Here is a 24,431-nt window from a genome sequence, read left to right as displayed (position 1 = left end):
TAAATTGATTTTAACCAAACAACGATTTAGATTAATCTTAATTGTTGTTTAATGCTTTTCTCATCTGTTTTGTGAACCAATGCAGAGTGAGTTAAAGCTAACTTACGCTTTTTAGATTTTTTTGTCAAAATGTGACTTTTAAAAGCGTGTTTTCTTTTGATCTTTCCAGAACCAGTAACTTTGAATCGTTTCTTAGCACTAGATTTTGTTTTCATTTTAGGCATTTTCTTCCTGTATTTGAATTATCTTACTTATTGTCTTTACGAGCTTACAATGTAAGCTCAATATATTTTTAATGCCGAAGCATTTTTATTTAGCTTTTTTCTTAGAAGCTAGGTACATAATCATACGCTTTCCTTCTAAAACTGGCATTTGTTCAACTTTACCGTATTCTTCAAGTTCAGTTGCTAAACGCAATAATAAAATTTGACCCTGCTCTTTATAAATAATTGAACGTCCTTTAAAAAATACAAATGCTTTTAATTTCGCTCCATCTTGTAAAAACTTAATAGCATTTTTCTTTTTAAATTCATAATCATGCTCATCAGTTTGAGGTCCAAAACGGATCTCTTTAATTACAACTTGTGAAGATTTTGCTTTAAGCATTTTTTCACGTTTCTTTTGTTCGTAAAGGAATTTCCCATAGTCCATTAATTTACAAACTGGTGGTTCAGCATTTGGAGAGATTTCCACTAAATCTACTTCTTGCTCTGCAGCCAAACGTAATGCATCCTGAATTTTAAAAATCCCAGGTTCAATATTTTCACCTACTAAACGTACTTCAGGAACACGAATTAAATTATTAATTCTGTGCGCTGCTTTTTTCTCTTCGCGAGGTTTATACCCTCTGTTGTTTCTAATTGCTATGACTCTTATTTTTTAGTTAAACTTAGAATGATTTTAATGTCTTCTTAATTTCTTCATCTACCAGTGCAGCAAATGCTTCAATTGTTATTGTTTGGTTAGATTTTCCATCATCACCATGTTTTCTTACAGAAATTGTACCGTTTTTCTCTTCTTCTTCACCAACAATTATCATGTAGGGAACTTTTTGAACTTCAGCGTCTCTAATCTTTTTACCAATAGTCTCACTTCTGTTGTCCAATTGGGCGCGAATTTCGTGATTTTCTAGCAATTCTAAAACTTTTTTCGCATAATTTTCATATTTATCGCTCAAAGTAAGGATTACCGCTTGCTCTGGCATCAGCCAAAGTGGGAAATTTCCTGCAGTATGCTCTAGTAAAATTGCAATAAAACGTTCCATAGATCCAAAAGGGGCTCTGTGTATCATTACAGGACGATGTAGTTCATTGTCACTTCCTTTATAACTTAATTCAAAACGTTCTGGTAAATTGTAATCAACCTGAATAGTTCCAAGTTGCCAACTTCTTCCTAAAGCGTCTTTTACCATAAAGTCTAATTTTGGTCCATAAAAAGCAGCTTCACCACTTTCTATTACATAATTTAGACCTTTATCTTTTGCAGCGTTAATAATTGCTTGTTCTGCTTTTTCCCAGTTTTCTACGCTACCTATATATTTAGAAGGATTTTCTAAATCTCTAACAGATACTTGTGCCGTAAAGTTTTCAAATCCTAATGAGCCAAATACATATAATACCAAGTCAATTACATTCTTAAACTCTTGGTCTAATTGATCTGGTGTACAAAATATATGTGCATCATCTTGAGTAAATCCTCTTACACGAGTTAAACCATGTAATTCTCCACTTTGTTCATATCTGTATACTGTACCAAATTCAGCGTATCTTTTCGGTAAATCTTTATACGACCAAGGTCTAGCATTGTATATCTCACAATGGTGAGGACAATTCATTGGTTTTAATAAAAACTCTTCTCCTTCTGCGGGTGTATTTATAGGTTGGAAACTATCTGCTCCATACTTGGCGTAATGACCAGAAGTAACATAAAGTTCTTTTTGTCCAATATGTGGAGTTACAACTTGCTCATATCCTGCTTTCTTTTGTGCCTTCTTTAAAAACTGCTCTAATCTATCACGTAATGCCGCTCCTTTAGGTAACCATAAAGGTAGCCCTTGTCCAACTCGTTGTGAAAAATGGAATAAATCCAATTCTTTACCCAGTTTTCTATGGTCACGCTTTTTTGCTTCTTCTAATAATTGAAGGTATTCTGTTAAGTCTTTTTGTTTTGGAAAAGAGATTCCATAAACACGAGTTAACTGTTTGTTTTTTTCATTTCCTCTCCAATATGCTCCAGCAACAGAAAGTATTTTCATAGCTTTAATTATTCCTGTGTTAGGAATATGTCCACCACGACATAAATCAGTAAAAGTAGAATGATCACAAAAAGTAATTGTTCCGTCTTCTAAATTTGTGATTAATTCTGTTTTAAATTCATTATCCTTATATAGTTCTAAAGCTTCTGCCTTTGTTGCAGAACGCATTTTAAATTCATGTTTCTCTCTAGAAATCTCTAAAACTCTATCTTCTACTCTTTTAAAGTCAGCATCAGTTAGCTTTTCATCTCCAAAATCGACATCATAATAAAAACCATTATCAATAGCAGGTCCAATCGTTAATTTACAACCAGGATAGAATTCTTCAATTACTTGTGCCATAACATGTGATGTAGAGTGCCAAAAAGCTTTTTTACCTTCGTCGTTATTCCAAGTATATAAAATTAGAGAACCATCGGTGGTTAAGGCTGTTGTTGTTTCAACTGTTGTACCATTAAAAGAAGCCGAAATTACATTTCTAGCCAATCCTTCGCTTATACTTAAAGCAACATCCATTGGAGCCGTACCTTGCGCAAACTCCTTAACCGAACCATCCGGTAAAGTAATCTTTATCATTTTTAAATTTTTAATGAAATGCAAATATACGCTATTGACTAATTACATACAATATATATCTAGGTACATTTTTAATATGTTTTTATTTTTTCTTGGAGCCATTTCCCGCTTTCCGTTGTATCTGTCATTGCGAGGAACGAAGCCATCTGATTCATTGCAATAACAGGATGCCGCTTCAATCGGGGCTAGGGTGGTGTAGCTTCGTTCATAAATTTGTTCTTTGTTTACTATATATTAAACTATAAAGAGTGTTTTTTTAGCTCTTGCAGTTGATTTCTTTTGCTTGAAACTCAAATTTACTACTTGTACTTACATTTGATACTTGTGCTTTATACTTGAAATTGTACTTTAAACTTGCGATTGCTTTTTGAATTTAAAATTTGCGATTGTTTTTTTTTTGAATTGTAAGTCTCTTGTAATCAAAGGAAAGAAAAATAGTTTAAAAAAAAGAGTATAAAAGACTTGTGGGATTAGAAAAAGGTGCTACTTTTGCACCCGCATTCAAAGGCAAGTTCATAACATTTATTGAAAAGATAACGTAAAGTTATTGACTGGTAAAAAAGGAAAAATTTTTTTTCAAAAAAGTTTGCCAGAATCAAAAAACGAATTACCTTTGCAGCCCGCAATTAGCGCAACGTTCTAAAAATTATTGAGTGAGTAAAAAAGGAGTAAAAAATTTTTAATTTTTTTTCAAAAACACTTGCGAGATTAAAAAGAAGTTGTACTTTTGCACCCGCTTTGAGAAACAAGCGACATTAAAAAGAATGACACGTTCATAGACATATTGGATTGACAGCACGATTTAGATCTTCGGATTTAGATTGTAAAAATTAAGAGAGTAAGACTTAAGAGATTAAGAAATAAACCTAGCCTTTATCGTACAATATTAAAAACACTACGATGAAGAGTTTGATCCTGGCTCAGGATGAACGCTAGCGGCAGGCCTAACACATGCAAGTCGAGGGGTAGTAAGTGCTTGCACTTATGAGACCGGCGCACGGGTGCGTAACGCGTATGCAATCTACCTTGTACAGAGGGATAGCCCAGAGAAATTTGGATTAATACCTCATAGTATTATTGAGTGGCATCATTTGATAATTAAAGTTCCAACGGTACAAGATGAGCATGCGTCCCATTAGTTAGTTGGTAAGGTAACGGCTTACCAAGACTATGATGGGTAGGGGTCCTGAGAGGGAGATCCCCCACACTGGTACTGAGACACGGACCAGACTCCTACGGGAGGCAGCAGTGAGGAATATTGGACAATGGGCGCAAGCCTGATCCAGCCATGCCGCGTGCAGGAAGACGGTCCTATGGATTGTAAACTGCTTTTATACAGGAAGAAACACCTCTACGTGTAGAGGCTTGACGGTACTGTAAGAATAAGGATCGGCTAACTCCGTGCCAGCAGCCGCGGTAATACGGAGGATCCAAGCGTTATCCGGAATCATTGGGTTTAAAGGGTCCGTAGGCGGCCTTATAAGTCAGTGGTGAAATCTCCTAGCTCAACTAGGAAACTGCCATTGATACTGTAGGGCTTGAATTATTAGGAAGTAACTAGAATATGTAGTGTAGCGGTGAAATGCTTAGATATTACATGGAATACCAATTGCGAAGGCAGGTTACTACTAATACATTGACGCTGATGGACGAAAGCGTGGGTAGCGAACAGGATTAGATACCCTGGTAGTCCACGCCGTAAACGATGGATACTAGCTGTTCGGAGCAATCTGAGTGGCTAAGCGAAAGTGATAAGTATCCCACCTGGGGAGTACGAACGCAAGTTTGAAACTCAAAGGAATTGACGGGGGCCCGCACAAGCGGTGGAGCATGTGGTTTAATTCGATGATACGCGAGGAACCTTACCAAGGCTTAAATGGGAAACGACAGATTTGGAAACAGATTTTTCTTCGGACGTTTTTCAAGGTGCTGCATGGTTGTCGTCAGCTCGTGCCGTGAGGTGTCAGGTTAAGTCCTATAACGAGCGCAACCCCTGTCGTTAGTTGCCAGCGAGTCATGTCGGGAACTCTAACGAGACTGCCAGTGTAAACTGTGAGGAAGGTGGGGATGACGTCAAATCATCACGGCCCTTACGCCTTGGGCCACACACGTGCTACAATGGACGGTACAGAGAGCAGCTACTGGGTGACCAGATGCGAATCTTCAAAACCGTTCTCAGTTCGGATCGAAGTCTGCAACTCGACTTCGTGAAGCTGGAATCGCTAGTAATCGGATATCAGCCATGATCCGGTGAATACGTTCCCGGGCCTTGTACACACCGCCCGTCAAGCCATGGAAGCTGGGGGTACCTGAAGTCGGTGACCGTAAGGAGCTGCCTAGGGTAAAACTGGTAACTAGGGCTAAGTCGTAACAAGGTAGCCGTACCGGAAGGTGCGGCTGGAACACCTCCTTTCTAGAGAAAGATAAAGTATAGGTTCTTGATTAGATTAAGAATTACTCTCGCTGTTAGTTCAAATAATACAATATAAGTAAAAACAGAGTCTCGTAGCTCAGCTGGTTAGAGTACTACACTGATAATGTAGGGGTCGGCAGTTCGAGTCTGCCCGGGACTACTTTTTTAACTTATAAGGAAATTCTAGAAGTTGGGATTCACAATTCATAATTCTGAATTCATAATTCTGGATTTAAAATTGGGGGATTAGCTCAGCTGGCTAGAGCGCTTGCCTTGCACGCAAGAGGTCATCGGTTCGACTCCGATATTCTCCACAACGGCTATACGTTAAAACTGGCATTATTGTCAGTGGCGACGCGCCACAAGTTCATTGACATATTGAGAAAAGAAAATATATTAAATATATAGAAAGCACAAATTTTTGGGTATTCTACGTAAGTAGGATATTTAATAAAACAAGTACAATAAGCAAAATAAGGGCGTATGGGGAATGCCTAGGCTCTCAGAGGCGATGAAGGACGTGATAAGCTGCGAAAAGCTACGGGGATCGGCACACACGAATTGATCCGTAGATATCCGAATGGGGCAACCCGGCATGTTGAAGACATGTCACTCCGATAGGAGAGTAAACCCGCTGAACTGAAACATCTAAGTAGGCGGAGGAGAAGAAAACAAAAGTGATTCCGTAAGTAGTGGCGAGCGAACGCGGATTAGCCCAAACCAATGTTGTTACGGCAATATTGGGGTTGTAGGACCACGACATTTCATGCGGATTGAATTAGAATAACCTGGAAAGGTTAACCATAGAGGGTGATAGTCCCGTATAGGTAAGAGAAGATATGAATAGTGGTATCCTGAGTAGTGCGGGGCACGTGAAACCCTGTATGAATCTGGCGGGACCATCCGCTAAGGCTAAATACTCCTGAGAGACCGATAGTGAACCAGTACCGTGAGGGAAAGGTGAAAAGAACCGTGAATAACGGAGTGAAATAGATCCTGAAACCATACGCTTACAAGCGGTCGGAGCCCTTTAGTGGGGTGACGGCGTGCCTTTTGCATAATGAGCCTACGAGTTAACGTTGCTGGCAAGGATAAGTGGTTAAGCCATGGATCCGTAGCGAAAGCGAGTCTGAATAGGGCGCTTTAGTCAGTAGTGTTAGACGCGAAACCGTGTGATCTACCCATGGGCAGGTTGAAGCTTTGTTAACCCAAAGTGGAGGACCGAACCCGTTGACGTTGAAAAGTCTTGGGATGACCTGTGGGTAGGGGTGAAAGGCCAATCAAACTCGGAAATAGCTCGTACTCCCCGAAATGCATTTAGGTGCAGCGATGAAATATAGTTATATAGAGGTAGAGCTACTGATTGGATGCGGGGGTTTCACCACCTACCAATTCCTGACAAACTCCGAATGCTATATAATGGTCCTCATCAGTGAGGGCATGGGTGCTAAGGTCCATGTCCGAGAGGGAAAGAACCCAGACCATCAGCTAAGGTCCCCAAATATATGTTAAGTTGAAATAACGAGGTTTGTCTGCTTAGACAGCTAGGATGTTGGCTTGGAAGCAGCCATTCATTTAAAGAGTGCGTAACAGCTCACTAGTCGAGCGGACGAGCATGGATAATAATCGGGCATAAACATATTACCGAAGCTATGGATTTGTAATTTATTACAAGTGGTAGGGGAGCATTCTAAACTGGGTCGAAGGTGTGATGCGAGTCATGCTGGACTGTTTAGAAAAGAAAATGTAGGCATAAGTAACGATAATGCGGGCGAGAAACCCGCACACCGAAAAACTAAGGTTTCCACAGCTATGCTAATCAGCTGTGGGTTAGTCTGGTCCTAACGCGAACCCGAAAGGGGTAGTGGATGGCCAACGGGTTAATATTCCCGTACTACTTATAATTGTGATGGAATGACGGAGTGATGAAAGCACCGCGAACTGACGGAATAGTTCGTTGAAGATTGTAGCTATAGAGACTGTAGGCAAATCCGCAGATTCTGGCAAAGATCGATAGTACTCGGAGTCTTCGGACAAAGGGATAGTGTGCCTAAGGGCTTCCAAGAAAAGTTTCTAAACTTAGATTATAAGTACCAGTACCGTAAACCGACACAGGTAGTTGGGGAGAGAATCCTAAGGTGCTCGAGAGATTCATGGCTAAGGAATTAGGCAAAATAGACCCGTAACTTCGGGAGAAGGGTCGCCACGCTTTGCGTGGCCGCAGTGAAAAGATCCAGGCGACTGTTTATCAAAAACACAGGGCTCTGCAAAATCGTAAGATGAAGTATAGGGCCTGACACCTGCCCGGTGCTTGAAGGTTAAGTGGAGATGTTATCTTCGGAGAAGCATTGAAATGAAGCCCAAGTAAACGGCGGCCGTAACTATAACGGTCCTAAGGTAGCGAAATTCCTTGTCGGGTAAGTTCCGACCTGCACGAATGGTGTAACGATCTGGATACTGTCTCAGCCATGAGCTCGGTGAAATTGTAGTAGCGGTGAAGATGCCGCTTACCCGCAGTGGGACGAAAAGACCCTGTGCACCTTTACTATAGCTTAGTATTGACCTTGGATAAGTGATGTGTAGGATAGGTTGGAGACTGTGAAGTGGCGTCGCTAGGCGTTGTGGAGTCATTGTTGAAATACAACCCTTTGCTTATCTAGGGCCTAACTCTCTTCAGAGAGGACATTGCTTGGTGGGTAGTTTGACTGGGGTGGTCGCCTCCAAAAGAGTAACGGAGGCTTCTAAAGGTTCCCTCAGCACGCTTGGTAACCGTGCGTAGAGTGCAATGGTATAAGGGAGCTTGACTGAGAGACATACAGGTCGATCAGGTACGAAAGTAGAGCATAGTGATCCGGTGGTTCCGCATGGAAGGGCCATCGCTCAAAGGATAAAAGGTACGCCGGGGATAACAGGCTGATCTCCCCCAAGAGCTCATATCGACGGGGGGGTTTGGCACCTCGATGTCGGCTCGTCACATCCTGGGGCTGGAGAAGGTCCCAAGGGTTGGGCTGTTCGCCCATTAAAGTGGCACGCGAGCTGGGTTCAGAACGTCGTGAGACAGTTCGGTCTCTATCTACTGTGGGCGCAAGAAATTTGAGTGGATCTGATTCTAGTACGAGAGGACCGAATTGGACAAACCGCTGGTGTATCTGTTGTTCCGCCAGGAGCACTGCAGAGTAGCTACGTTTGGAAGGGATAAGCGCTGAAAGCATATAAGCGCGAAACCCACCACAAGATGAGATTTCTTTTAAGGGTCCTAGAAGATGACTAGGTTGATAGGCTATAGATGTAAAGGCAGTAATGTCATAGTCAAGTAGTACTAATAACCCGTAAGCTTATGTACATTTTCCCCCGCTTCGGCGGGGGGAGAAACTTTCTATAAAAAAATGATTTTCTTGTCTCAGTATGTTAAGATATTGTTCAATTGATACTTATTTATGATAAGTAACGTTGAAAAGTTGTCCAAAGCAACTAACCTTTTAAGGTGGTTATTGCAGCGGGGCTCACCTCTTCCCATTCCGAACAGAGAAGTTAAGCCCGCTTGCGCAGATGGTACTGCAATCCTGTGGGAGAGTATGACACCGCCTTTCTTTTAAAAACCCTGTTCTAACGAACGGGGTTTTTTGTTTTATATGGTTTTTTAAAAATGAAGAATCTCATTAAATTACTTGAATTTATACTGTTTAGCTACTGGTGTGACCCTTCCTTGCGTCAGGGTGACAAAGAAATACATTTATTTCTTATACCAAATGAAATAGATATTGCGTTCTAAGAAGCTTTCAATGTGTTGTGGTTTGCTGTTTATGATTTAAGAATTGGATTTAGTATTTGTTTTATTGGATTGAAAAAGGCGAACCGTTTTAAGTGCTCGCCTATGTTTCTTTACTATTTAACTTATTAATAGTTATTCCTTAGATGTTTTTATTATTATTTACCACGCGAAAGGAATCGCGCGGGAGCATTGGAATCAACGGTTACTTTTCCTAATTAAGTCTTTAATATTTTATTCAATTGCTAATCCAAATTTTTTTTCCAATACCCATTTATCACTATTTTTTTTAAATAAATATTGATTTTGACTTCCATTTTCTTGAATAATAATATAGAAACAATCTTCACTTTTATTAAATAAAGGTTTTGAAATCATTGTGTAACAATTATCATTAGTTTTATTTTCTTCTAAGTTTTGAAATTTAAAGTCAAAATTTCTTAAAAAATTAATTTTTAAATTTCTATTGTCATTTATCTGTTGCTCAACAAAATTAGCATCTTCTATTTTCAAAACATCTGACACATATTCATTATATGAATCATAATCTATTCCATTATAAAACATAGAATGAGGTTTTATTATTTGAATATTTATGAATATACATTTTTTAAAAAATAATGTCAAATTTGTATTGTCCGAAAAAACTTCTGCTAAAATTTTGATTTTATCTTCATTTGAAAGTTTTTCTTTTTTTCCACAACTAGATAAACTAAAGTTTAAAATGATTATTAAACTAATTGCCTTTATGATTGTTTTGTAATTCACTTCTACTAATATTTTATATAAAAGAATTGTTAATTTTGTTTTTCAAAAGTTACTCACTAGATTTTAAATGTAAACAAATCTTCATTTATATTTCTTGTTCAAAAAAAGCTAATTTATAATAATTTTTTGTGTCTTGCACTATTTTCTGTGAGGGATAGCAGCGGTATCCTTTTATGGAATGGTAATGAAATAAAAGATATAGCGTATAGCCCGACCGTAATGTAATGGAGGGCACAGCCTAAAATTCTAAAATGGTATTGTAATACTGATTGTGTTTTTTAAATTCTTTTACGCCTTGTTTGAAGGTAAGATAGGGAACTCCTTTTTGTTTGTTTTGTTTGCTTATAAGGTACAAATAATGAAAGTGTTTGGTAAGTTCTTTCCAGCCGTGAAGTAAGCTGTGGTTTGGATCGTAGATGTGTGTTGGTTCGCTTATTGCGCCATTTATTTCAACGATTTGAAAGTTGATTCCGTTTTCTAATTCATCGTATGAACTGAACATAATGTCCATTCTTCCGTAATTGAAGCCTTCTATTTGGTTGCAAATTGTGTTGAAGGTATCGGTTAGTTTTGGAGTTATTAAATTACTTGCATCGATAAATTTTGTGCCGCGGCAATGATTACCATAAGGAACGAGGTTTATGGTTTCGTTTACTTGTAAAACAGTATTTAGTTTTTCTTTGTACTCTTTTTTTAGTGTTTTGAGTTGGAATTGGTAACGAGGATCTTTGTCTAATAGCTCTTTAATGGTGTTTTTTCCGTTTCCTGTTAGAATTAGAAATTCTTTTGCAACGATACCAGTTATTTTACCTTTTTCCTCATTGGGTAATTTGATGTAAAACAACCCGATTTCGTTTTGGTAGGGAATTAAATTTTGAACTAAAAAGTCGAAATTGGCTTTATTAGCATATTTAGTAAGTTCTTCAAGAGTATCGATTTTTTTTACTGCTGTTCCTCTCAGTCCAACATTTGGTTTACAAATGAGTGGATAGGTTATTTGATGGGTTTGTATTAATTGCTCTATTTTATCAATTGCTGTTTTGTTTTCAATTAATAAGGTGGTTGGATAATATTTTTGAGGAATTAGATCGTAGATTTCCTTTTTAGATTCCATGAAAAAACCTCCATTTCTTATGCTTGGATTAGACGCATTGAAATAGAAAAAAGACTTTGTTCGCACTACATAATAAAGGTATTGAAAATAAACGGGAATATAAACGACTTGATAAGGCCAATATTCCCAATGTGTAACTTTGTGTAGAAATAATTTTATTCTTTTCATATTTCTAACAAATCTATATATTTTAAATCGATAGTTTTATTTATAACACATTGTGTTATGCTTACTGTTTTAAGCAAGTTATTTCGGTTGATTTGCAATCCGTAATTTGTGTTTTCGTTTTCTGTAAATTGGTGGAAATGCAATAAATCTTCGACAGTTCTATTTTCTTTTTGAATTAGAAATTCTGAAAACCATTTTGCTCTTTCTTGTCTGACTTCCTTTGAATATAATGTAGACGAAGACCAAATGTGATTTTGTGATTCATCTAATTCTAAAGCTGATTTTTCATTTTCATTCCATTGCAATTGAAATAATTGTTCACCATTAAATAAAATAATTGTAAAAGGTTCTATGTTGTTTAAATCTATCTTATTCCATTCTACTAATGGATTTTTAGAACTGATTAAATCTAAAACAATTAATCCTCTACTTTTTCTATAATTTTCTTTTGAAACATGTTTTTCTTCTGCGCCATTGAGCAAAACAATTACGTTTTTATCATCGTGAGCAAACCACGTTCCGCCAGCTTGTGGATCTTTTGGAAAAGTAATTTCTTTATTATTTATTGTTGTTTTTTGAGGTGAAATGGCTTTTTTACGACTTACTTTTTCATCACGATTAGAAGTAATACAAATTCCATTTTGAGTTGGAACAAAACTTACTGTGCACATTGTGTTCTGTATTCAATAGTTGATTTTGCAACACCAAATTCTGGACAAAGTTGGATGTTTTTATTTTTTAGAACGGCTACTTTTATCAATGCTTGATGGTGAATGCTGTGTTCTAAATTATAAAGTAATTCTCTATAATAATTCGTTTTAACTTGAAATGTAATTTCATTAATACCTTGTTCTAATGTCATTTCAATATTTTCTAAATCAATATTTTCTAAAATTGAATCTATTGTTTTTATAGCAATATTTTTATCAGTTTGAATAGCAACATTGCGTTCTCTTTTGTCATAATTTACAATTCCAAAATTATAACATTTTAATAACGATTGATACATTTCAATAATGTGCCTTGTATGTTCTCCTATTGTTGCATTACTTAATTCATTATTACAAAATGTATACTCTTCATCAGATAATTGATTTAAGAGATTTATGATTTGAATGAAATTTGCTTTTATTTCAGCTATTAGCATATAGTTAATTTGGTTTTTTAAAAATACTAAATTTCTTTCTTTCTTCAAAAAGCACAAATGCACAACATATAAAAGTTATAATTGCTAATGTAAATAATTTTCCACCATCTTTATTAAAGTTAATTCCAATAATCAATAAATGTGATAAAACAGCGCCAATCATCGTCACAAACCCTAAAATGGCTCCGTAAAAACTTTTGTTAGGAATCAATAAAAGTATTGAAGCAATTAATTCTATTACTCCTGATGCTATTCTTCCAAAGGGTTCAGCTCCTAATTCAGAAAAAAGTGCAACGCTTTCTGGTGCTGCAGTAAATTTATATGCTAAAGTTTGCAACATAATAACTGCAGGAATAATTCGAATTAACCAAAAAAGTACTTTTTTCATGAATTTATTTTTTAGGAATGAATTTAATAGAAACCGAATTGGTGCAAAAACGTTGCCCTGTTGTTTCTTTAGGTCCGTCATCAAAAATATGGCCTAAATGTCCGTCACAATTTGCACATACAACCTCGGTTCTTACCATTCCAAAACTTATGTCTTCATTGTATTTTACACTTCCTTCAATTGCTTTGTCAAAAGAAGGCCAACCACAATGTGATTCGAACTTAGTATCCGATTCAAAAAGTTGAGCCTCACAAGCTGCACATACATAAGTTCCTTTTTCAAAGTGGTCCCAATATTCACCTGTGTATGCTCTCTCTGTACCTTTTTTTCTTAAAACTTCATATTCTGTTTCACTAAGTTGTGCTTTCCACTCAGCATCTGTTTTTTTTACTTTTGGTTCCATAGTTTCTTTATTTTGTGAATGACAAGACTGAAATGTAATTGCAAATAATAATAAAATTAACTTTTTCATAGACGTAATTTTTATTTATAAATCAAATATAGTTTTAATTGAGAAAATAAAATGTTAGCTGAATTACAAAAAGAGATTTAAGTGTTAATTTCTAAATTTTTAATGTATTCTTCATGTTCAAAAAAGAAATATTCAAATGCTTCCATTTTTTCCGAAAAGAAGTCAAAAATTTCAGGCCAATGATTTTTGTTATTCATACTTAAACCTGTTTTTTCCACCCAAATTCTACTTATTACTTTTCCTGTGCTTAAATGAAAATCTCGTTCAAAAATAGCATCAGGTAAATAATCTTGAAGTAATAAATCTTTTAACGATTCTACTTTCTCATAATATATTATACGATTTTTATCGTCTTTTGGTTCTATATCTAATAAGACTTGAGCTTTTTTATTGTCTACATAAAACTTAAAAGTAAAGTCCTTAATCTTAGTGTTGTATAATATCCATTTTCTTGAGTTTGAAGCTGCAAATGCAGTCCAAAATTCTTTTTTTAACTTTTGTGCTTCTTCCTTACTAAACATTTTAGGTTTTATATTAGTGTTATTTCGTTTTTTTCAACTAATTTAGAAGTTGTAAAAAAATATAACAGCATGTTATTTCTTGATTTTATTAAATATATTCCAAAAATAGAAAAAGAAAAATTGCTAGCAGCAGATGCTCACGCAAAAATGGCCCCATTGGAACGAATTTCTTTTTTAAAAGAAACGAATTATGAACATAAAAAGCCAAGAAAAGCAGCTGTATTAATGTTGTTTTATCCCAAAAATAAAGAGACTCATTTAGCTTTAATTGTTAGAAATACTTATCCTGGAGTTCATTCTTCCCAAATAGGTTTTCCTGGTGGAAAAGTAGAAATAGAAGACAAGGATTTATCTGAAACTGCTTTAAGGGAAACACACGAAGAAGTTGGTATTCACCCTGATAAAATTCAACTTATTAAACCATTTAGCACTATTTATATTCCGCCGAGTAATTTTTTAGTCTCCCCATTTATGGGAATTTCTCATCAAGAATTACAGTTTATCCCTGATTTAGATGAAGTTAAAAGAGTTTTAGAGTTTCCGCTTTCTGAATTTATTGATGAAAAAACAATTACAAAAGTTAAAATGACAACTTCCTATGCTACTGATATTGAGGTGCCTGCATTTATGGTTGATAAATATGTAGTTTGGGGTGCAACTGCGATGATGATGAGTGAGTTGAAAGAAGCAATAATCAATGCTATTCATTCCTAACTTTATAAAGTCTTCATCTTTATTTTTTTTACACTTAATTAGGTTAAAAAGCTACTGATTTATTACATTTGTGGTCTTGCTTTATAATAAAAAAACAAAAATTTATGGGATTATTCAAGAGAAATCCTTTTGGTCATATATTATTTTTAAAAAAATGGTTAATCCGAATAGCTGGAGGATTAACGCATAAAAGATATCGTGGGTTTAACAGTTTACATATAGAAGGTTCTGAAATTATAAGAAACCTTCCTGAAACTAATGTTTTATTCATTTCAAACCATCAAACGTATTTTGCAGATGTAGTTGCTATGTTTCATGTTTTAAACGCGAGTTTAAAAGGTAGAGAAGATAATATTAAAAACGTTGGATATTTATGGCAGCCTAAAATGAACATGTATTATGTTGCAGCAAAAGAAACAATGTCTTCTGGTTTGTTGCCTAAAATTTTAGCATATGCAGGTGCAATTTCTGTAGAAAGAACTTGGCGTGCAGAAGGTAAAGATGTTAAACGTGATGTCAATCCAAACGATACAGAGAATATTAAAGTAGCACTAGAAGACGGTTGGGTTATTACTTTTCCACAGGGAACTACAAGGTCTTTTAAGCCAGTTAGAAAAGGAACTGCTCATATTATTAAACAACATAAACCTATAGTGGTACCAATTGTGATTGATGGTTTTAGAAGATCATTTGATAGAAAAGGTTTGTTAATTAAGAAAAAAGGAATCTTACAATCATTTGTAATTAAAGAACCTTTACAATTTGATTATGAAAATGATACTATTGAAGAAATTGTAGAAAAAGTCGAATATGCAATTGAACAACATCCCTCATTTTTAAAGGTTATTCCAGTTGAAGAATTGGAAGAACATGCAAAATTGAACGAAGAAAGAAAATGGAAATATTAAATATAAAAAAATCCCGCTATTGCGGGATTTTTTTATAAATCTATTTTCTTTAATTCTTTATAATTATTATTTAAACGTTTCATTAATATTCCATAAATTAATCTGTAGAACAACCATATGAATCCAATTACAACTAAAATTACAATAATGTAAAAGAACGTTACCATTAAATAGAATAAGTTAGAATCCATGGTTGTACTCATATTGTTAAAGACTTTTTCAATATTAGGGTCATATTTTAGTTGAAAAACAACAACAAGAACCATAGAGAAAAAAGTCATTATTAAATTATACCAAACATAATTCTGTACTGTTTTTCTTGTTTTTAATATAGTACGCATTAATTGTTTTACTGTATCTGTAGTGTTTATGGTTTTATAATTTTTGTAAAATAAGTAAATAAAGAAAAGTATAACGGCATAGTTAATAGTGGTAATGATTGGCATGACATCTCTTAAATGATATTGCTCTAACGTCTTTAAATAATTCTCATCAGCTGTAAAAAATCCTAAAATACTCCAAAAAGCAATTTCAAGAATACTTATCACCAAAATCCATTTTACAATAGACGAGGATTTTTTATGCAACATTCCATAAATTTCTTTCTCCGTAAGTTGGTTAAAAGAATTCTCTTTCTTTTTCCAATCTTTTTTTAATATATCTAGTTCATCCATCATCATTACGGATTTAATATTTTTTTTAATTTCCCTTTCAATCTGTTCATTTTCACTCGAGCATTCACTTCGGTAATACCTAATGTTTCCGAGATTTCACTATAATCTTTTTCTTCTAAGTATAAAAAAACCAATGCTTTTTCAATATCATTTAATTCGCCTATCGCACTGTATAACAGTTTAATTTGTTCTTCTTCTTCAAAGTTGTAATCTTCTTGTTTTACTTTATGAAAAGTATTGTCAAACTCAATAGTATTAATTGTTTTCTTCTTTTTTCTGTAAAGAGTAATTGCAGTATTCAATCCTACACGATACGCCCAAGTAGTGAATTTAGAATCACCTCTAAAATTAGGATATGCTTTCCATAACTGAATCGTAATTTCCTGAAACAAATCGTTATGAGAGTCTTGGTCATGCGTATAAAGTCTACAAATCTTGTGGACAATATTCTGGTTTTCCTGTAAAAGTTTCACAAACTGTTCTTCCGAAGCTTCACTCATGCTTATATGTAGTTAAACACTTTAAGTTGTTACAATATTACTAATAATTTTCAGAAGCTATTTCCAGCTGTCCGTTATATCTTTTAAATTACTCAAAAAAGAGTAATTTAAAAGGATGCCACTTCCATCTGGGCTAGGAAATGAAAGTTAATATCAAATAATAAATTCAGTTCACAAATAAATTCTATCGAAACAATCTTTGTATATTTGTAGTACATTTATTAAAATTTTCAAATGAATATTCCTCGTTCAAGTTTTCCTCGAATAGTTATTATAGGTGGTGGTTTTGCTGGTATTGCTTTGGCAAAGAAGCTAAGAAATAAAAAGGTACAAGTGGTGTTGTTAGACAAACACAACTATCATAATTTCCAACCTTTGTTATACCAAGTGGCAACTGGCGGTTTAGAACCCGATTCTATTGCATATCCTATTCGAAAAGTAGTACAGGAATTTGAAAATTTTTATTTTCGATTAGCTGAAGTCCGTGAAATTGACACCAAAAACTGTAAAGTTATTGCAGATATTGGCGAACTTAAATACGATTATTTGGTGATGGCAACTGGTTCTAAAACCAACTTCTTTGGCAATAAAGAAATGGAACGTAATTGCATGGCTATGAAAACCATTCCGCAATCGTTAAACATTCGTAGTCTTATTTTAGAAAACTTCGAACAAGCTTTGTTGACAAACGATATAGATGAACGTCATAGTTTAATGAATTTCGTGTTAGTAGGTGGCGGACCAACAGGAGTAGAGCTTGCGGGTGCTTTAGCCGAAATGAAAAAAGCCATTCTTCCAAAAGATTATCCCGATTTAGATGTCCGTAAAATGGAAATCAACCTTATTCAAAGTGGAGATAGAATTTTAAATACAATGAGCGAACACGCTTCTGAAAAAGCAGAAGAGTTTTTGCTAAAATTAGGAGTTAGTGTTTGGAAAAATGTTCGCGTTACAGGTTATGATACTCGTATTGTTTCTACAAATTCCGATTTATCTTTCGATAGTGCAACGGTGATTTGGACAGCTGGAGTGCAAGGTGCTTTAGTTAATGGATTAGATGCTTCTTGTTTAGTTGAAAGAGCCGAACGTATAAAAGTAAACGAATTCAATCAGGCAGAAAGTTATGAGAATATTTTTGCCATTGGCGATATTGCTTCCATGTGTTCAGAGGAATATCCGCAAGGACATCCTATGATGGCGCAACCGGCGATGCAACAAGGACGCCATTTAGCAGAAAATTTAGTGCGACTTATTAATAAAAAAGCAATGAAACCTTTTGTGTATAAAGACAAAGGTTCTATGGCAACCATAGGTAGAAACAAAGCAGTAGTCGATTTAAAAAACTATAAATTCAGTGGCGTTTTCGCTTGGTTTGTTTGGATGTTTGTTCACTTGTTCTCTTTAATTGGTTTTAAAAATAAAGCGGTTGTGTTTTTAAATTGGGTGTACAATTACATTCGTTTCGATAGAGAAGCACGTTTAATTATTCGTCCGTTTAAAAAGAAACAATTGACCAGTTTTACTAGTGATGAGATTTGAGGAAGTGAAGAGTAATTAGTTTTTTTAGTCTAATCCCGTATCACTAATCCCTGTTTTTTCATACCCAATCATCAATCCAACAAACTTACTGTAACTTTCTAAACCGTCTTGTTGTTGGTTTGCTTTTAAGAAATTGTCGTAAAAAATTTCAAAAGCAGTATCAATAGGCGTATGGTACTTTTCCCAAAACTGTTCGTTTTCATCAAAGTTTTTCAAAACCCCTTTATTTATAGTTTTTAGAAATTTTTCGGATTTTCCTTCTTGCATCATTTCTAGGTTGTGTAGACAATAACGCGCTATAAAACTATACGCAGCATATTTAAAATAAACATCTTCGTTTTTGGAAGCTGCAATAAAACCTATAAAATTACATTCACTTTCGCTTCCTATTCCGGTTTGGTGCGCCATTTCGTGTGTAGTAGTTAAAGGCGCATTGTATTTTGGTTTTAAAATATTAACCTGCGCTTCATTGGTAAACGGATTCAAATAACCACCAAAACCCATATAACTTAATGGATAACTAAATAAGGAAGCCTTTGTGCTTTTGTAATGGTATTGAAAGTCATTTAAAGCTTCCGGTAAGTTTTTGTAACCATTTTGTGCCAATTCAAACAGTTCATCATTAGAATAAGGAATGTGAACTGCAATTGTATCGTTTTTGGTGATTTCGAACTGAATTGCATTTGTTTTAGTAATCATTTTTTGGGTAAATACTTCTAGTTCTGCTAAAGTGTATTCTTTGTTAATGTTTAGTTTTTGGTGAAGTGGAATGCGGTAATAATTCATTCCCCATAAAAAATGAAAGAAAAAATAGAAGATTGAAAACCAACTCAATACAGTTAATCCGTTTGTTTTCCAATTTTTCCAAAAACCTTTTCTGTTGTTCCAAATCCATCGAAATAACAGAAATAGTAAAATATAATACATAACATCGCCCACTGAAAAAGGAATGTTGCCAAAAACATTTCGAGAAACAAAAGCAATTTTAGGATACAAACCTTTGCTGTACCAATTTTCCACAAATTCAGGAAATAAAGCCAAGGTTTTAACCAAGATAATTTGGACAACTAAAAGTAAAGGAAGTATGTGTTTTCTTTTCACGTTGTTTTTTAAAAAGTAAATATAATTACAAATCAATTCATAAAGAAATTAAACTTTGTAACTTTGTACTTTGACACTTTAAAACTACAAAAAGAATGAGCCAAGAAGTTAGAAACCTTGAACCAAAAGAACTTTGGAATAAATTTGCCGATTTAAATGCAGTGCCTCGTCCGTCTAAAAAGGAAGAGCGTGTAATTGCTTTCATGATGGATTTCGGAAAGAAATTAGGATTTGAAACCATAAAAGATAACGTAGGAAATGTAATTATAAAAAAACCGGCTTCTACTGGAATGGAAAATAGAAAAACCATTGTAATGCAATCGCATTTAGACATGGTGCACCAAAAAAATAACGATACTGTTTTTGATTTCGATACACAAGGAATTGAAATGTATGTAGATGGAGACTGGGTTCGTGCAAACGGAACTACTCTTGGAGCCGATAATGGGATAGGAGTAGCTACAATTATGGCAGTTTTAGAAAGTACAACAATTAAGCATCCTGCAATTGAAGCTTTATTTACGATTGATGAAGAAACAGGAATGACAGGTGCAATGGGATTACAAGGTGGAATGTTAGAAGGAGAAATTCTTTTAAATTTAGACACGGAAGAAGACGATGAAATTGATATTGGATGTGCTGGGGGAATTGATGTTACCGCTACAGCTGAATACGATGAAGAAGATGCTCCTGAAATTGCAGTTGGTTATACCATTACTGTAAAAGGTTTAAATGGTGGACACAGCGGAATGGATATCCACAAAGGATTAGGAAATGCGAACAAAATCATGAATCGTTTATTGTTTAACGGTTATGACGATTTTGGATTGCAAATTGCTTCTATAAAAGGAGGAAGTTTACGTAATGCAATTCCTAGAGAAAGTGTTGCTGAAGTAATTATTGCAAATGTTTATGATGAAGCTTTTGTATTTGATATGCAAGAAATCATCAACGAGATAAAAGCAGAATTAAAAACTACAGAGCCTAATTTAGAAATCGTAATTGAGAAATCAGAAACTACTCCTAAAAAAGTAATGCCACCAATGGCACAATATTTTTTAGTTAGAGCATTATATACTGCGCATAATGGTGTGTATAGAATGAGTGCTGATTTTGATAATTTAGTGGAAACTTCAAACAATATTGCAAAAGTAATTGTGGGCGATGGAAAACTAAGCGCACAATGTTTAACACGTTCTTCAGTAGAAACGGCTAAGTTTGATTTAGCGAATTCATTGCGTTCAGCATTTGAATTAATGGGTTGCGAAGTCGAATTCTCGGGAAGTTACCCAGGTTGGACACCCAACGCAAAATCTGAAATATTGGATGTTTTAAGCTCTATTTACGAAAAGCAAAACGGTAAAAAAGCTGATGTTGTGGCTTGTCACGCTGGATTAGAATGTGGAATTTTAGGAACTAATTATCCAGATATGGACATGATTTCTTTTGGACCAACCATAAAAGGAGCACACAGTCCAGACGAAAGAGCAAGTATTTCTTCTGCTCAAAAATATTGGAAATTTGTATTAGAAGTGTTGGAAAATATTCCAATGAAAAACTAAAAAATTATTCATAAAAAAACCTCGTTTGTAATGAACGAGGTTTTTTGTTTTTTTTATACTAAATACTATTAGTTTAAGATTAAAAACTGATTATTTTTTTTCTTAACTTTGCACTCCAAAATAAAAGAGTATTATGTTAGATAGATTGCAATATGTAAAACAACGTTTCGACGAAATATCAGATTTGATTATTCAGCCAGATATTATTGCCGACCAAAAACGTTATGTGCAACTGAACAAAGAATATAAAGATTTAAAAGCGTTAGTAGATAAACGTGAAGAGTATATTACTCTTGATGCTAACATTCAAGAAGCACAAGAAATTCTTTCAGATGGTTCTGATGCTGAGATGGTAGAAATGGCTAAAATGCAAATGGAAGAGGCAAAAGAACGAATTCCTGAACTTGAGGAGGAAATTAAATTCATGCTTATCCCTAAGGATCCTGAAGATGCTAAAAACGTTATGGTTGAAATTCGTGCTGGTACAGGTGGCGATGAAGCTTCTATTTTTGCAGGAGATTTATTTCGTATGTATACGAAGTATTGCGAGGCTAGAGGTTGGAGAACTTCTGTTGTAGATGTAAGTGAAGGAACTTCTGGAGGTTTCAAAGAGGTTATTTTTGAAGTTACAGGTGAAGATGTATACGGAACGTTAAAGTTTGAAGCTGGTGTGCATCGTGTACAACGTGTTCCTCAAACGGAAACTCAAGGTCGTGTTCATACTTCGGCAGCAACAGTTATGGTTTTACCTGAAGCAGAAGAGTTTGATGTACAAATTGATATGAATGATGTTCGTGTAGATTTCTTTTGTTCGTCAGGTCCTGGAGGTCAATCGGTAAATACAACAAAATCGGCAGTTCGTTTAACGCATATTCCAACAGGTTTAGTGGCGCAATGTCAAGATCAAAAGTCGCAACATAAAAATAAGGACAAAGCATTTATTGTATTACGTTCTCGTTTGTATGAAAAAGAATTAGCTATCAAACAAGCAGAAGATGCCGTAAAACGTACTTCTCAAGTAAGTTCTGGAGACCGTTCGGCTAAAATTAGAACTTATAACTATTCTCAAGGTCGTGTAACAGATCATCGAATTGGTTTAGATGTTTTTGATATGGACGGAGTAATGAATGGTAAAATTCAGAAGTTTATTGACGAACTTCAATTGGTTAACAATACTGAAAAATTAAAAGAGCACGATGTTTTTTAATTAGGTATTAGATATTGGGTAACAGGTTTTAGTTACCCTTTTTTATATAATTAATTTTGAATGAGAAATTTTAGAGATTTAGAGGTTTGGAAAAGTTCTGTAATCTTAGTTAAAAATATTTATTTATTAACTGAGAGTTTTCCAAATACTGAAAAATTTGGATTGGTTTCTCAAATAACTAGATGTGCAGTTTCTATTCCTTCAAATATAGCTGAAGGATGCTCGCGAACTTCTCAAAAAGATTTTTCTCGTTTTTTGCAAATAAGTTTAGGTTCTGCTTTTGAACTTGAAACGCAATTAGAAATTGCTAAAGAAATTAATTTTATTAATAAGAAAGAATATTCGAACATAATAGAAGAATTACATATAATTCAAAAGAGAATTCAATCTTTAAAGAAATATGTTGATTCAAAAATATAATTGTTTTTATGGTAACTAACAACCCAACACCCAACACCCAACACCTAATTGAACAAATTCAATCTAAAAAATCATTTCTTTGCATTGGCTTAGATGTCGATTTAAATAAAATTCCAAAACATTTATTGAATACTGAAGATCCGATTTTCGAATTTAATAAAGCAATTATTGATGCAACACACGATTTATGTGTTTCATATAAACCAAATACTGCTTTTTACGAAGCTTATGGAATTAAAGGTTGGCAATCTTTAGAAAAAACGATTAATTATATCAACGAAAAGTATCCTGAAATTTTCACCATTGCCGATGCAAAAAGAGGAGATATTGGAAATACTTCTTCAATGTATGCGAAAGCTTTTTTTGAAGATTTAAATTTTGACTCGGTTACCGTTGCTCCATATATGGGTAAAGATTCTGTAGAGCCTTTTTTAGCTTTCGAAAACAAGCATACTATTATGCTAGCATTGACTTCAAACGAAGGTGCATTTGACTTTCAAACGAAAAATTTAGAAGGAAAAGAGTTATATAAAACAGTTTTAGAAACTTCTAAAGCTTGGAAAAATTCAGAGAATCTTATGTATGTTGTAGGTGCAACTAAAGCAGAATATTTTACTGAAATTAGAAAAATAGTGCCAAATAGTTTTTTATTGGTACCTGGTGTAGGCGCTCAAGGCGGAAGTTTATCTGAAGTTTGTAAATACGGAATGAGCGAGAATGTTGGATTACTTATTAATTCTTCTCGTGGAATTATTTACGCTTCAAGTGGAACCGATTTTGCTGAAAAAGCAAGAGAAGAAGCATTGAAATTGCAAGTTGAAATGGAAACTATTTTAGAAAGTAAATAAGATGACAAAAAGAGATTTTTTTAGATTGTTAATTAAAGTTTTTGGTTTATATAGTTGTATTACAACCATTTTTTATTTTGTACCTCAATTATTTTCAAGTTATATATATGATTTTAATTTAGCATATATTTTAATTATGATTGGAAGTGTACTTCTTATTTTAGCCTTGTTGTTTGTTTTGATTTTTAAAGCCAATCTAATCATTAATATACTTAATTTAGATAGTGGTTTTGATGATGACAATGTAGTTTTGGGTAATTTAACTTCGGAATCAATTCTTTTGTTCTCAGTTACAATCATAGCTGGAATTATGATTGTAAATGGAATCCCAGATTTTTTATATCATTTAATAAATGCATTTAAAAAAGAAGTTAGTTTATATAGTATAGATAATCAAGAAGTTAATTATTTTGGATTAGTTTCGGAGTTTTTAAATATTATTCTTGGTTATGTATTACTGGTTAACAATAAGAAAATATCTAAAATTTTAGATAGAAATTAAAGATAAGTTTGTGTCAAAAATTTTAGTAGACCAATTAGGAACGCAGCATACTTTTGAAACTACTCCAAAACGAATAGTTTCACTAGTGCCCTCTCAAACCGAATTATTAGTTGATTTAGGTTTAGAAGATGCTTTGGTTGGTATAACTAAGTTTTGTGTTCATCCTGTTTATTTAAAATCTACTAAAACAATTGTTGGTGGAACTAAAAACATCAAATTTGATAAAATAAAAGCACTTCAACCTGATATTATTATTTGCAATAAAGAAGAAAATACTAAAGAAATTGTTGATGAGTTAAGTGCAATTTGTCCGGTTTGGGTAACAGATATTTACACTATTGCAGATAATAACCAAATGATTTGTGATTTTGGAGAAATCTTCAATAAACGAACTGATGCTCAAAAATGGATTGATAAAATCAATTTTGTGTATCACGATTTTCAAAATTTCATTCAAAATAAACCTATAAAGAAAGCGGCTTATTTTATTTGGGCTAATCCATATATGGTTGCTGGTAATTCAACTTTTATTAATGAAATGTTGAAATTTAATCGTTTTCAAAATATTTATGAATCTAAAGAAGGTCGTTATCCTGAAGTTGAATTGAAGAAAATTCGTTTAGAGGGTGATCCGGATTATGTTTTTCTTTCTTCTGAGCCTTTTCCTTTTAAAGACGAACACGCATTTGAAATAGGACGATTTACTCATCATGCTATTACTATTTTTGTTGATGGTGAAATGTTTTCTTGGTATGGTTCTCGCTTAGTAAAAGCGTTCTCCTATTTTAAGACATTGCATAGTAAAATTTAAAATTTGTTTAAGTAGGGTAAGCGTTTAATTATTCTATATTTGATAAAAATTAATT

22 protein-coding genes, 2 tRNA genes and 3 rRNA genes are annotated in these 24,431 nt (G+C 34.1%); 14 read left to right on the top strand and 13 right to left on the bottom strand.

The window, feature by feature from the left end:
- Window positions 1–26 precede the first annotated feature (26 nt).
- The 3 genes from rpmI to thrS form a co-directional block, all read right to left on the bottom strand.
- Window positions 27–224: a 50S ribosomal protein L35 gene (rpmI, locus tag ACQ65T_RS10995; protein ID WP_430401123.1), complete on the bottom strand. Its 198-nt coding sequence runs from the start codon at window positions 222–224 to the stop codon at window positions 27–29.
- 85 nt (window positions 225–309) lie between these two features.
- Window positions 310–861 carry a translation initiation factor IF-3 gene (gene infC, locus ACQ65T_RS10990; RefSeq protein ID WP_264560634.1) on the bottom strand — a complete coding sequence of 184 codons (552 nt, stop codon included), beginning with the start codon at window positions 859–861 and terminating at the stop codon, window positions 310–312.
- A gap of 28 nt (window positions 862–889) precedes the next feature.
- On the bottom strand, window positions 890–2,830 hold the full coding sequence (gene thrS, locus ACQ65T_RS10985) for a threonine--tRNA ligase (protein WP_430401122.1): 1,941 nt from the start codon (window positions 2,828–2,830) through the stop codon (window positions 890–892).
- An 897-nt stretch (window positions 2,831–3,727) separates the two neighbouring features.
- Between thrS and ACQ65T_RS10980 the strand changes: the two genes are divergently transcribed.
- The 5 genes from ACQ65T_RS10980 to rrf all read left to right on the top strand — a co-directional run bounded on the left by ACQ65T_RS10980 (window position 3,728) and on the right by rrf (window position 8,833).
- Window positions 3,728–5,243 (top strand): 16S ribosomal RNA (locus ACQ65T_RS10980).
- Between the two features lie 86 nt (window positions 5,244–5,329).
- Window positions 5,330–5,403 (top strand) — tRNA-Ile (locus tag ACQ65T_RS10975).
- A gap of 80 nt (window positions 5,404–5,483) precedes the next feature.
- A tRNA-Ala gene (locus ACQ65T_RS10970) sits at window positions 5,484–5,557 on the top strand.
- 148 nt (window positions 5,558–5,705) lie between these two features.
- Window positions 5,706–8,586 (top strand): 23S ribosomal RNA (locus tag ACQ65T_RS10965).
- Between the two features lie 137 nt (window positions 8,587–8,723).
- Window positions 8,724–8,833: ribosomal RNA gene (gene rrf / locus ACQ65T_RS10960) — 5S ribosomal RNA — on the top strand.
- Together the 16S, 23S and 5S rRNA genes with 2 tRNA genes alongside form the textbook arrangement of a ribosomal RNA operon.
- Before the next feature lie 413 nt (window positions 8,834–9,246).
- Here rrf and ACQ65T_RS10955 read toward each other — a convergent pair.
- From ACQ65T_RS10955 to ACQ65T_RS10925, 7 genes are all read right to left on the bottom strand, one after another.
- A complete protein-coding gene (locus tag ACQ65T_RS10955) occupies window positions 9,247–9,780 on the bottom strand; it encodes a hypothetical protein (RefSeq protein WP_430401121.1) in 534 nt (177 codons plus the stop codon).
- Between the two features lie 238 nt (window positions 9,781–10,018).
- Window positions 10,019–11,062 (bottom strand): D-alanine--D-alanine ligase, encoded by a 1,044-nt coding sequence (locus tag ACQ65T_RS10950; protein ID WP_430401120.1) that lies wholly within the window; start codon window positions 11,060–11,062, stop codon window positions 10,019–10,021.
- Window positions 11,059–11,733 (bottom strand): NRDE family protein, encoded by a 675-nt coding sequence (locus tag ACQ65T_RS10945; RefSeq protein WP_430401119.1) that lies wholly within the window; start codon window positions 11,731–11,733, stop codon window positions 11,059–11,061. Before ACQ65T_RS10945 ends, ACQ65T_RS10950 begins: the two co-directional genes overlap by 4 nt.
- Window positions 11,721–12,209 carry a DinB family protein gene (locus ACQ65T_RS10940; protein ID WP_430401118.1) on the bottom strand — a complete coding sequence of 163 codons (489 nt, stop codon included), beginning with the start codon at window positions 12,207–12,209 and terminating at the stop codon, window positions 11,721–11,723. Before ACQ65T_RS10940 ends, ACQ65T_RS10945 begins: the two co-directional genes overlap by 13 nt.
- A 4-nt stretch (window positions 12,210–12,213) precedes the next feature.
- Entirely contained in the window at window positions 12,214–12,597 is a 384-nt protein-coding gene (locus ACQ65T_RS10935) for a DoxX family protein (protein WP_430401117.1), read from the bottom strand.
- A 4-nt stretch (window positions 12,598–12,601) separates the two neighbouring features.
- On the bottom strand, window positions 12,602–13,069 hold the full coding sequence (msrB, locus tag ACQ65T_RS10930; protein WP_430401116.1) for a peptide-methionine (R)-S-oxide reductase MsrB: 468 nt from the start codon (window positions 13,067–13,069) through the stop codon (window positions 12,602–12,604).
- A 77-nt stretch (window positions 13,070–13,146) separates the two neighbouring features.
- Entirely contained in the window at window positions 13,147–13,590 is a 444-nt protein-coding gene (locus ACQ65T_RS10925; protein ID WP_430401115.1) for a DUF4268 domain-containing protein, read from the bottom strand.
- A 69-nt stretch (window positions 13,591–13,659) separates the two neighbouring features.
- Here ACQ65T_RS10925 and ACQ65T_RS10920 point away from each other — a divergent pair, with 69 nt between their 5' ends.
- Together ACQ65T_RS10920 and ACQ65T_RS10915 are read left to right on the top strand one after the other, a co-directional pair.
- The gene (locus ACQ65T_RS10920) at window positions 13,660–14,304 is read left to right on the top strand and encodes an NUDIX hydrolase (protein WP_430401114.1); all 645 of its coding nucleotides are present in this window, start codon (window positions 13,660–13,662) and stop codon (window positions 14,302–14,304) included.
- A 104-nt stretch (window positions 14,305–14,408) separates the two neighbouring features.
- Window positions 14,409–15,212 (top strand): lysophospholipid acyltransferase family protein, encoded by an 804-nt coding sequence (locus ACQ65T_RS10915; RefSeq protein ID WP_430401113.1) that lies wholly within the window; start codon window positions 14,409–14,411, stop codon window positions 15,210–15,212.
- Between the two features lie 32 nt (window positions 15,213–15,244).
- Here the strand turns inward: ACQ65T_RS10915 and ACQ65T_RS10910 are convergent, their stop codons facing one another.
- Together ACQ65T_RS10910 and ACQ65T_RS10905 are read right to left on the bottom strand one after the other, a co-directional pair.
- Complete coding sequence (locus tag ACQ65T_RS10910) at window positions 15,245–15,886, bottom strand: hypothetical protein (protein WP_430401364.1); 642 nt, start codon at window positions 15,884–15,886, stop codon at window positions 15,245–15,247.
- Window positions 15,887–15,891: 5 nt separating this feature from the next.
- A complete protein-coding gene (locus ACQ65T_RS10905) occupies window positions 15,892–16,386 on the bottom strand; it encodes an RNA polymerase sigma factor (protein WP_264559245.1) in 495 nt (164 codons plus the stop codon).
- Between the two features lie 234 nt (window positions 16,387–16,620).
- Here ACQ65T_RS10905 and ACQ65T_RS10900 point away from each other — a divergent pair, with 234 nt between their 5' ends.
- Window positions 16,621–17,925 carry an NAD(P)/FAD-dependent oxidoreductase gene (locus tag ACQ65T_RS10900; protein WP_430401112.1) on the top strand — a complete coding sequence of 435 codons (1,305 nt, stop codon included), beginning with the start codon at window positions 16,621–16,623 and terminating at the stop codon, window positions 17,923–17,925.
- A 24-nt stretch (window positions 17,926–17,949) separates the two neighbouring features.
- Here the strand turns inward: ACQ65T_RS10900 and ACQ65T_RS10895 are convergent, their stop codons facing one another.
- Window positions 17,950–19,026, bottom strand: a complete 1,077-nt coding sequence (locus ACQ65T_RS10895; RefSeq protein ID WP_430401111.1) for a DUF3810 domain-containing protein — start codon at window positions 19,024–19,026, stop codon at window positions 17,950–17,952.
- A gap of 95 nt (window positions 19,027–19,121) precedes the next feature.
- Here ACQ65T_RS10895 and ACQ65T_RS10890 point away from each other — a divergent pair, with 95 nt between their 5' ends.
- From ACQ65T_RS10890 to ACQ65T_RS10865, 6 genes are all read left to right on the top strand, one after another.
- Complete coding sequence (locus ACQ65T_RS10890; RefSeq protein WP_430401110.1) at window positions 19,122–20,588, top strand: aminoacyl-histidine dipeptidase; 1,467 nt, start codon at window positions 19,122–19,124, stop codon at window positions 20,586–20,588.
- 133 nt (window positions 20,589–20,721) lie between these two features.
- Window positions 20,722–21,795, top strand: a complete 1,074-nt coding sequence (prfA, locus tag ACQ65T_RS10885) for a peptide chain release factor 1 (protein ID WP_430401109.1) — start codon at window positions 20,722–20,724, stop codon at window positions 21,793–21,795.
- A 60-nt stretch (window positions 21,796–21,855) separates the two neighbouring features.
- Entirely contained in the window at window positions 21,856–22,215 is a 360-nt protein-coding gene (locus ACQ65T_RS10880; RefSeq protein ID WP_430401108.1) for a four helix bundle protein, read from the top strand.
- An 8-nt stretch (window positions 22,216–22,223) separates the two neighbouring features.
- Window positions 22,224–23,063, top strand: coding sequence for an orotidine-5'-phosphate decarboxylase (pyrF, locus tag ACQ65T_RS10875; protein WP_430401107.1), 840 nt, complete (start codon window positions 22,224–22,226; stop codon window positions 23,061–23,063).
- Window position 23,064: 1 nt separating this feature from the next.
- Entirely contained in the window at window positions 23,065–23,565 is a 501-nt protein-coding gene (locus ACQ65T_RS10870) for a hypothetical protein (protein WP_430401106.1), read from the top strand.
- 10 nt (window positions 23,566–23,575) lie between these two features.
- Complete coding sequence (locus tag ACQ65T_RS10865) at window positions 23,576–24,376, top strand: ABC transporter substrate-binding protein (protein ID WP_430401105.1); 801 nt, start codon at window positions 23,576–23,578, stop codon at window positions 24,374–24,376.
- The last annotated feature ends 55 nt before the right edge of the window (window positions 24,377–24,431 follow it).

This window comes from Flavobacterium sp. (genome assembly GCF_965284515.1).
Lineage (GTDB): Bacteria > Bacteroidota > Bacteroidia > Flavobacteriales > Flavobacteriaceae > Flavobacterium.
The sequence above is the reverse complement of the archived record's forward strand: the minus strand, read 5'-3'. Positions and strand labels throughout refer to the sequence as shown.

Coding starts and splice junctions, on each gene's coding strand:
- rpmI (WP_430401123.1), bottom strand. CDS start 224: ATGCCTAAAATGAAAACAAAATCTAGTGCTAAGAAACGATTCAAAGTT.
- thrS (WP_430401122.1), bottom strand. CDS start 2,830: ATGATAAAGATTACTTTACCGGATGGTTCGGTTAAGGAGTTTGCGCAA.
- ACQ65T_RS10950 (WP_430401120.1), bottom strand. CDS start 11,062: ATGAAAAGAATAAAATTATTTCTACACAAAGTTACACATTGGGAATAT.
- ACQ65T_RS10945 (WP_430401119.1), bottom strand. CDS start 11,733: ATGTGCACAGTAAGTTTTGTTCCAACTCAAAATGGAATTTGTATTACT.
- ACQ65T_RS10940 (WP_430401118.1), bottom strand. CDS start 12,209: ATGCTAATAGCTGAAATAAAAGCAAATTTCATTCAAATCATAAATCTC.
- ACQ65T_RS10935 (WP_430401117.1), bottom strand. CDS start 12,597: ATGAAAAAAGTACTTTTTTGGTTAATTCGAATTATTCCTGCAGTTATT.
- msrB (WP_430401116.1), bottom strand. CDS start 13,069: ATGAAAAAGTTAATTTTATTATTATTTGCAATTACATTTCAGTCTTGT.
- ACQ65T_RS10925 (WP_430401115.1), bottom strand. CDS start 13,590: ATGTTTAGTAAGGAAGAAGCACAAAAGTTAAAAAAAGAATTTTGGACT.
- ACQ65T_RS10920 (WP_430401114.1), top strand. CDS start 13,660: ATGTTATTTCTTGATTTTATTAAATATATTCCAAAAATAGAAAAAGAA.
- ACQ65T_RS10915 (WP_430401113.1), top strand. CDS start 14,409: ATGGGATTATTCAAGAGAAATCCTTTTGGTCATATATTATTTTTAAAA.
- ACQ65T_RS10910 (WP_430401364.1), bottom strand. CDS start 15,886: ATGGATGAACTAGATATATTAAAAAAAGATTGGAAAAAGAAAGAGAAT.
- ACQ65T_RS10905 (WP_264559245.1), bottom strand. CDS start 16,386: ATGAGTGAAGCTTCGGAAGAACAGTTTGTGAAACTTTTACAGGAAAAC.
- ACQ65T_RS10900 (WP_430401112.1), top strand. CDS start 16,621: ATGAATATTCCTCGTTCAAGTTTTCCTCGAATAGTTATTATAGGTGGT.
- ACQ65T_RS10890 (WP_430401110.1), top strand. CDS start 19,122: ATGAGCCAAGAAGTTAGAAACCTTGAACCAAAAGAACTTTGGAATAAA.
- prfA (WP_430401109.1), top strand. CDS start 20,722: ATGTTAGATAGATTGCAATATGTAAAACAACGTTTCGACGAAATATCA.
- ACQ65T_RS10880 (WP_430401108.1), top strand. CDS start 21,856: ATGAGAAATTTTAGAGATTTAGAGGTTTGGAAAAGTTCTGTAATCTTA.
- pyrF (WP_430401107.1), top strand. CDS start 22,224: ATGGTAACTAACAACCCAACACCCAACACCCAACACCTAATTGAACAA.
- ACQ65T_RS10870 (WP_430401106.1), top strand. CDS start 23,065: ATGACAAAAAGAGATTTTTTTAGATTGTTAATTAAAGTTTTTGGTTTA.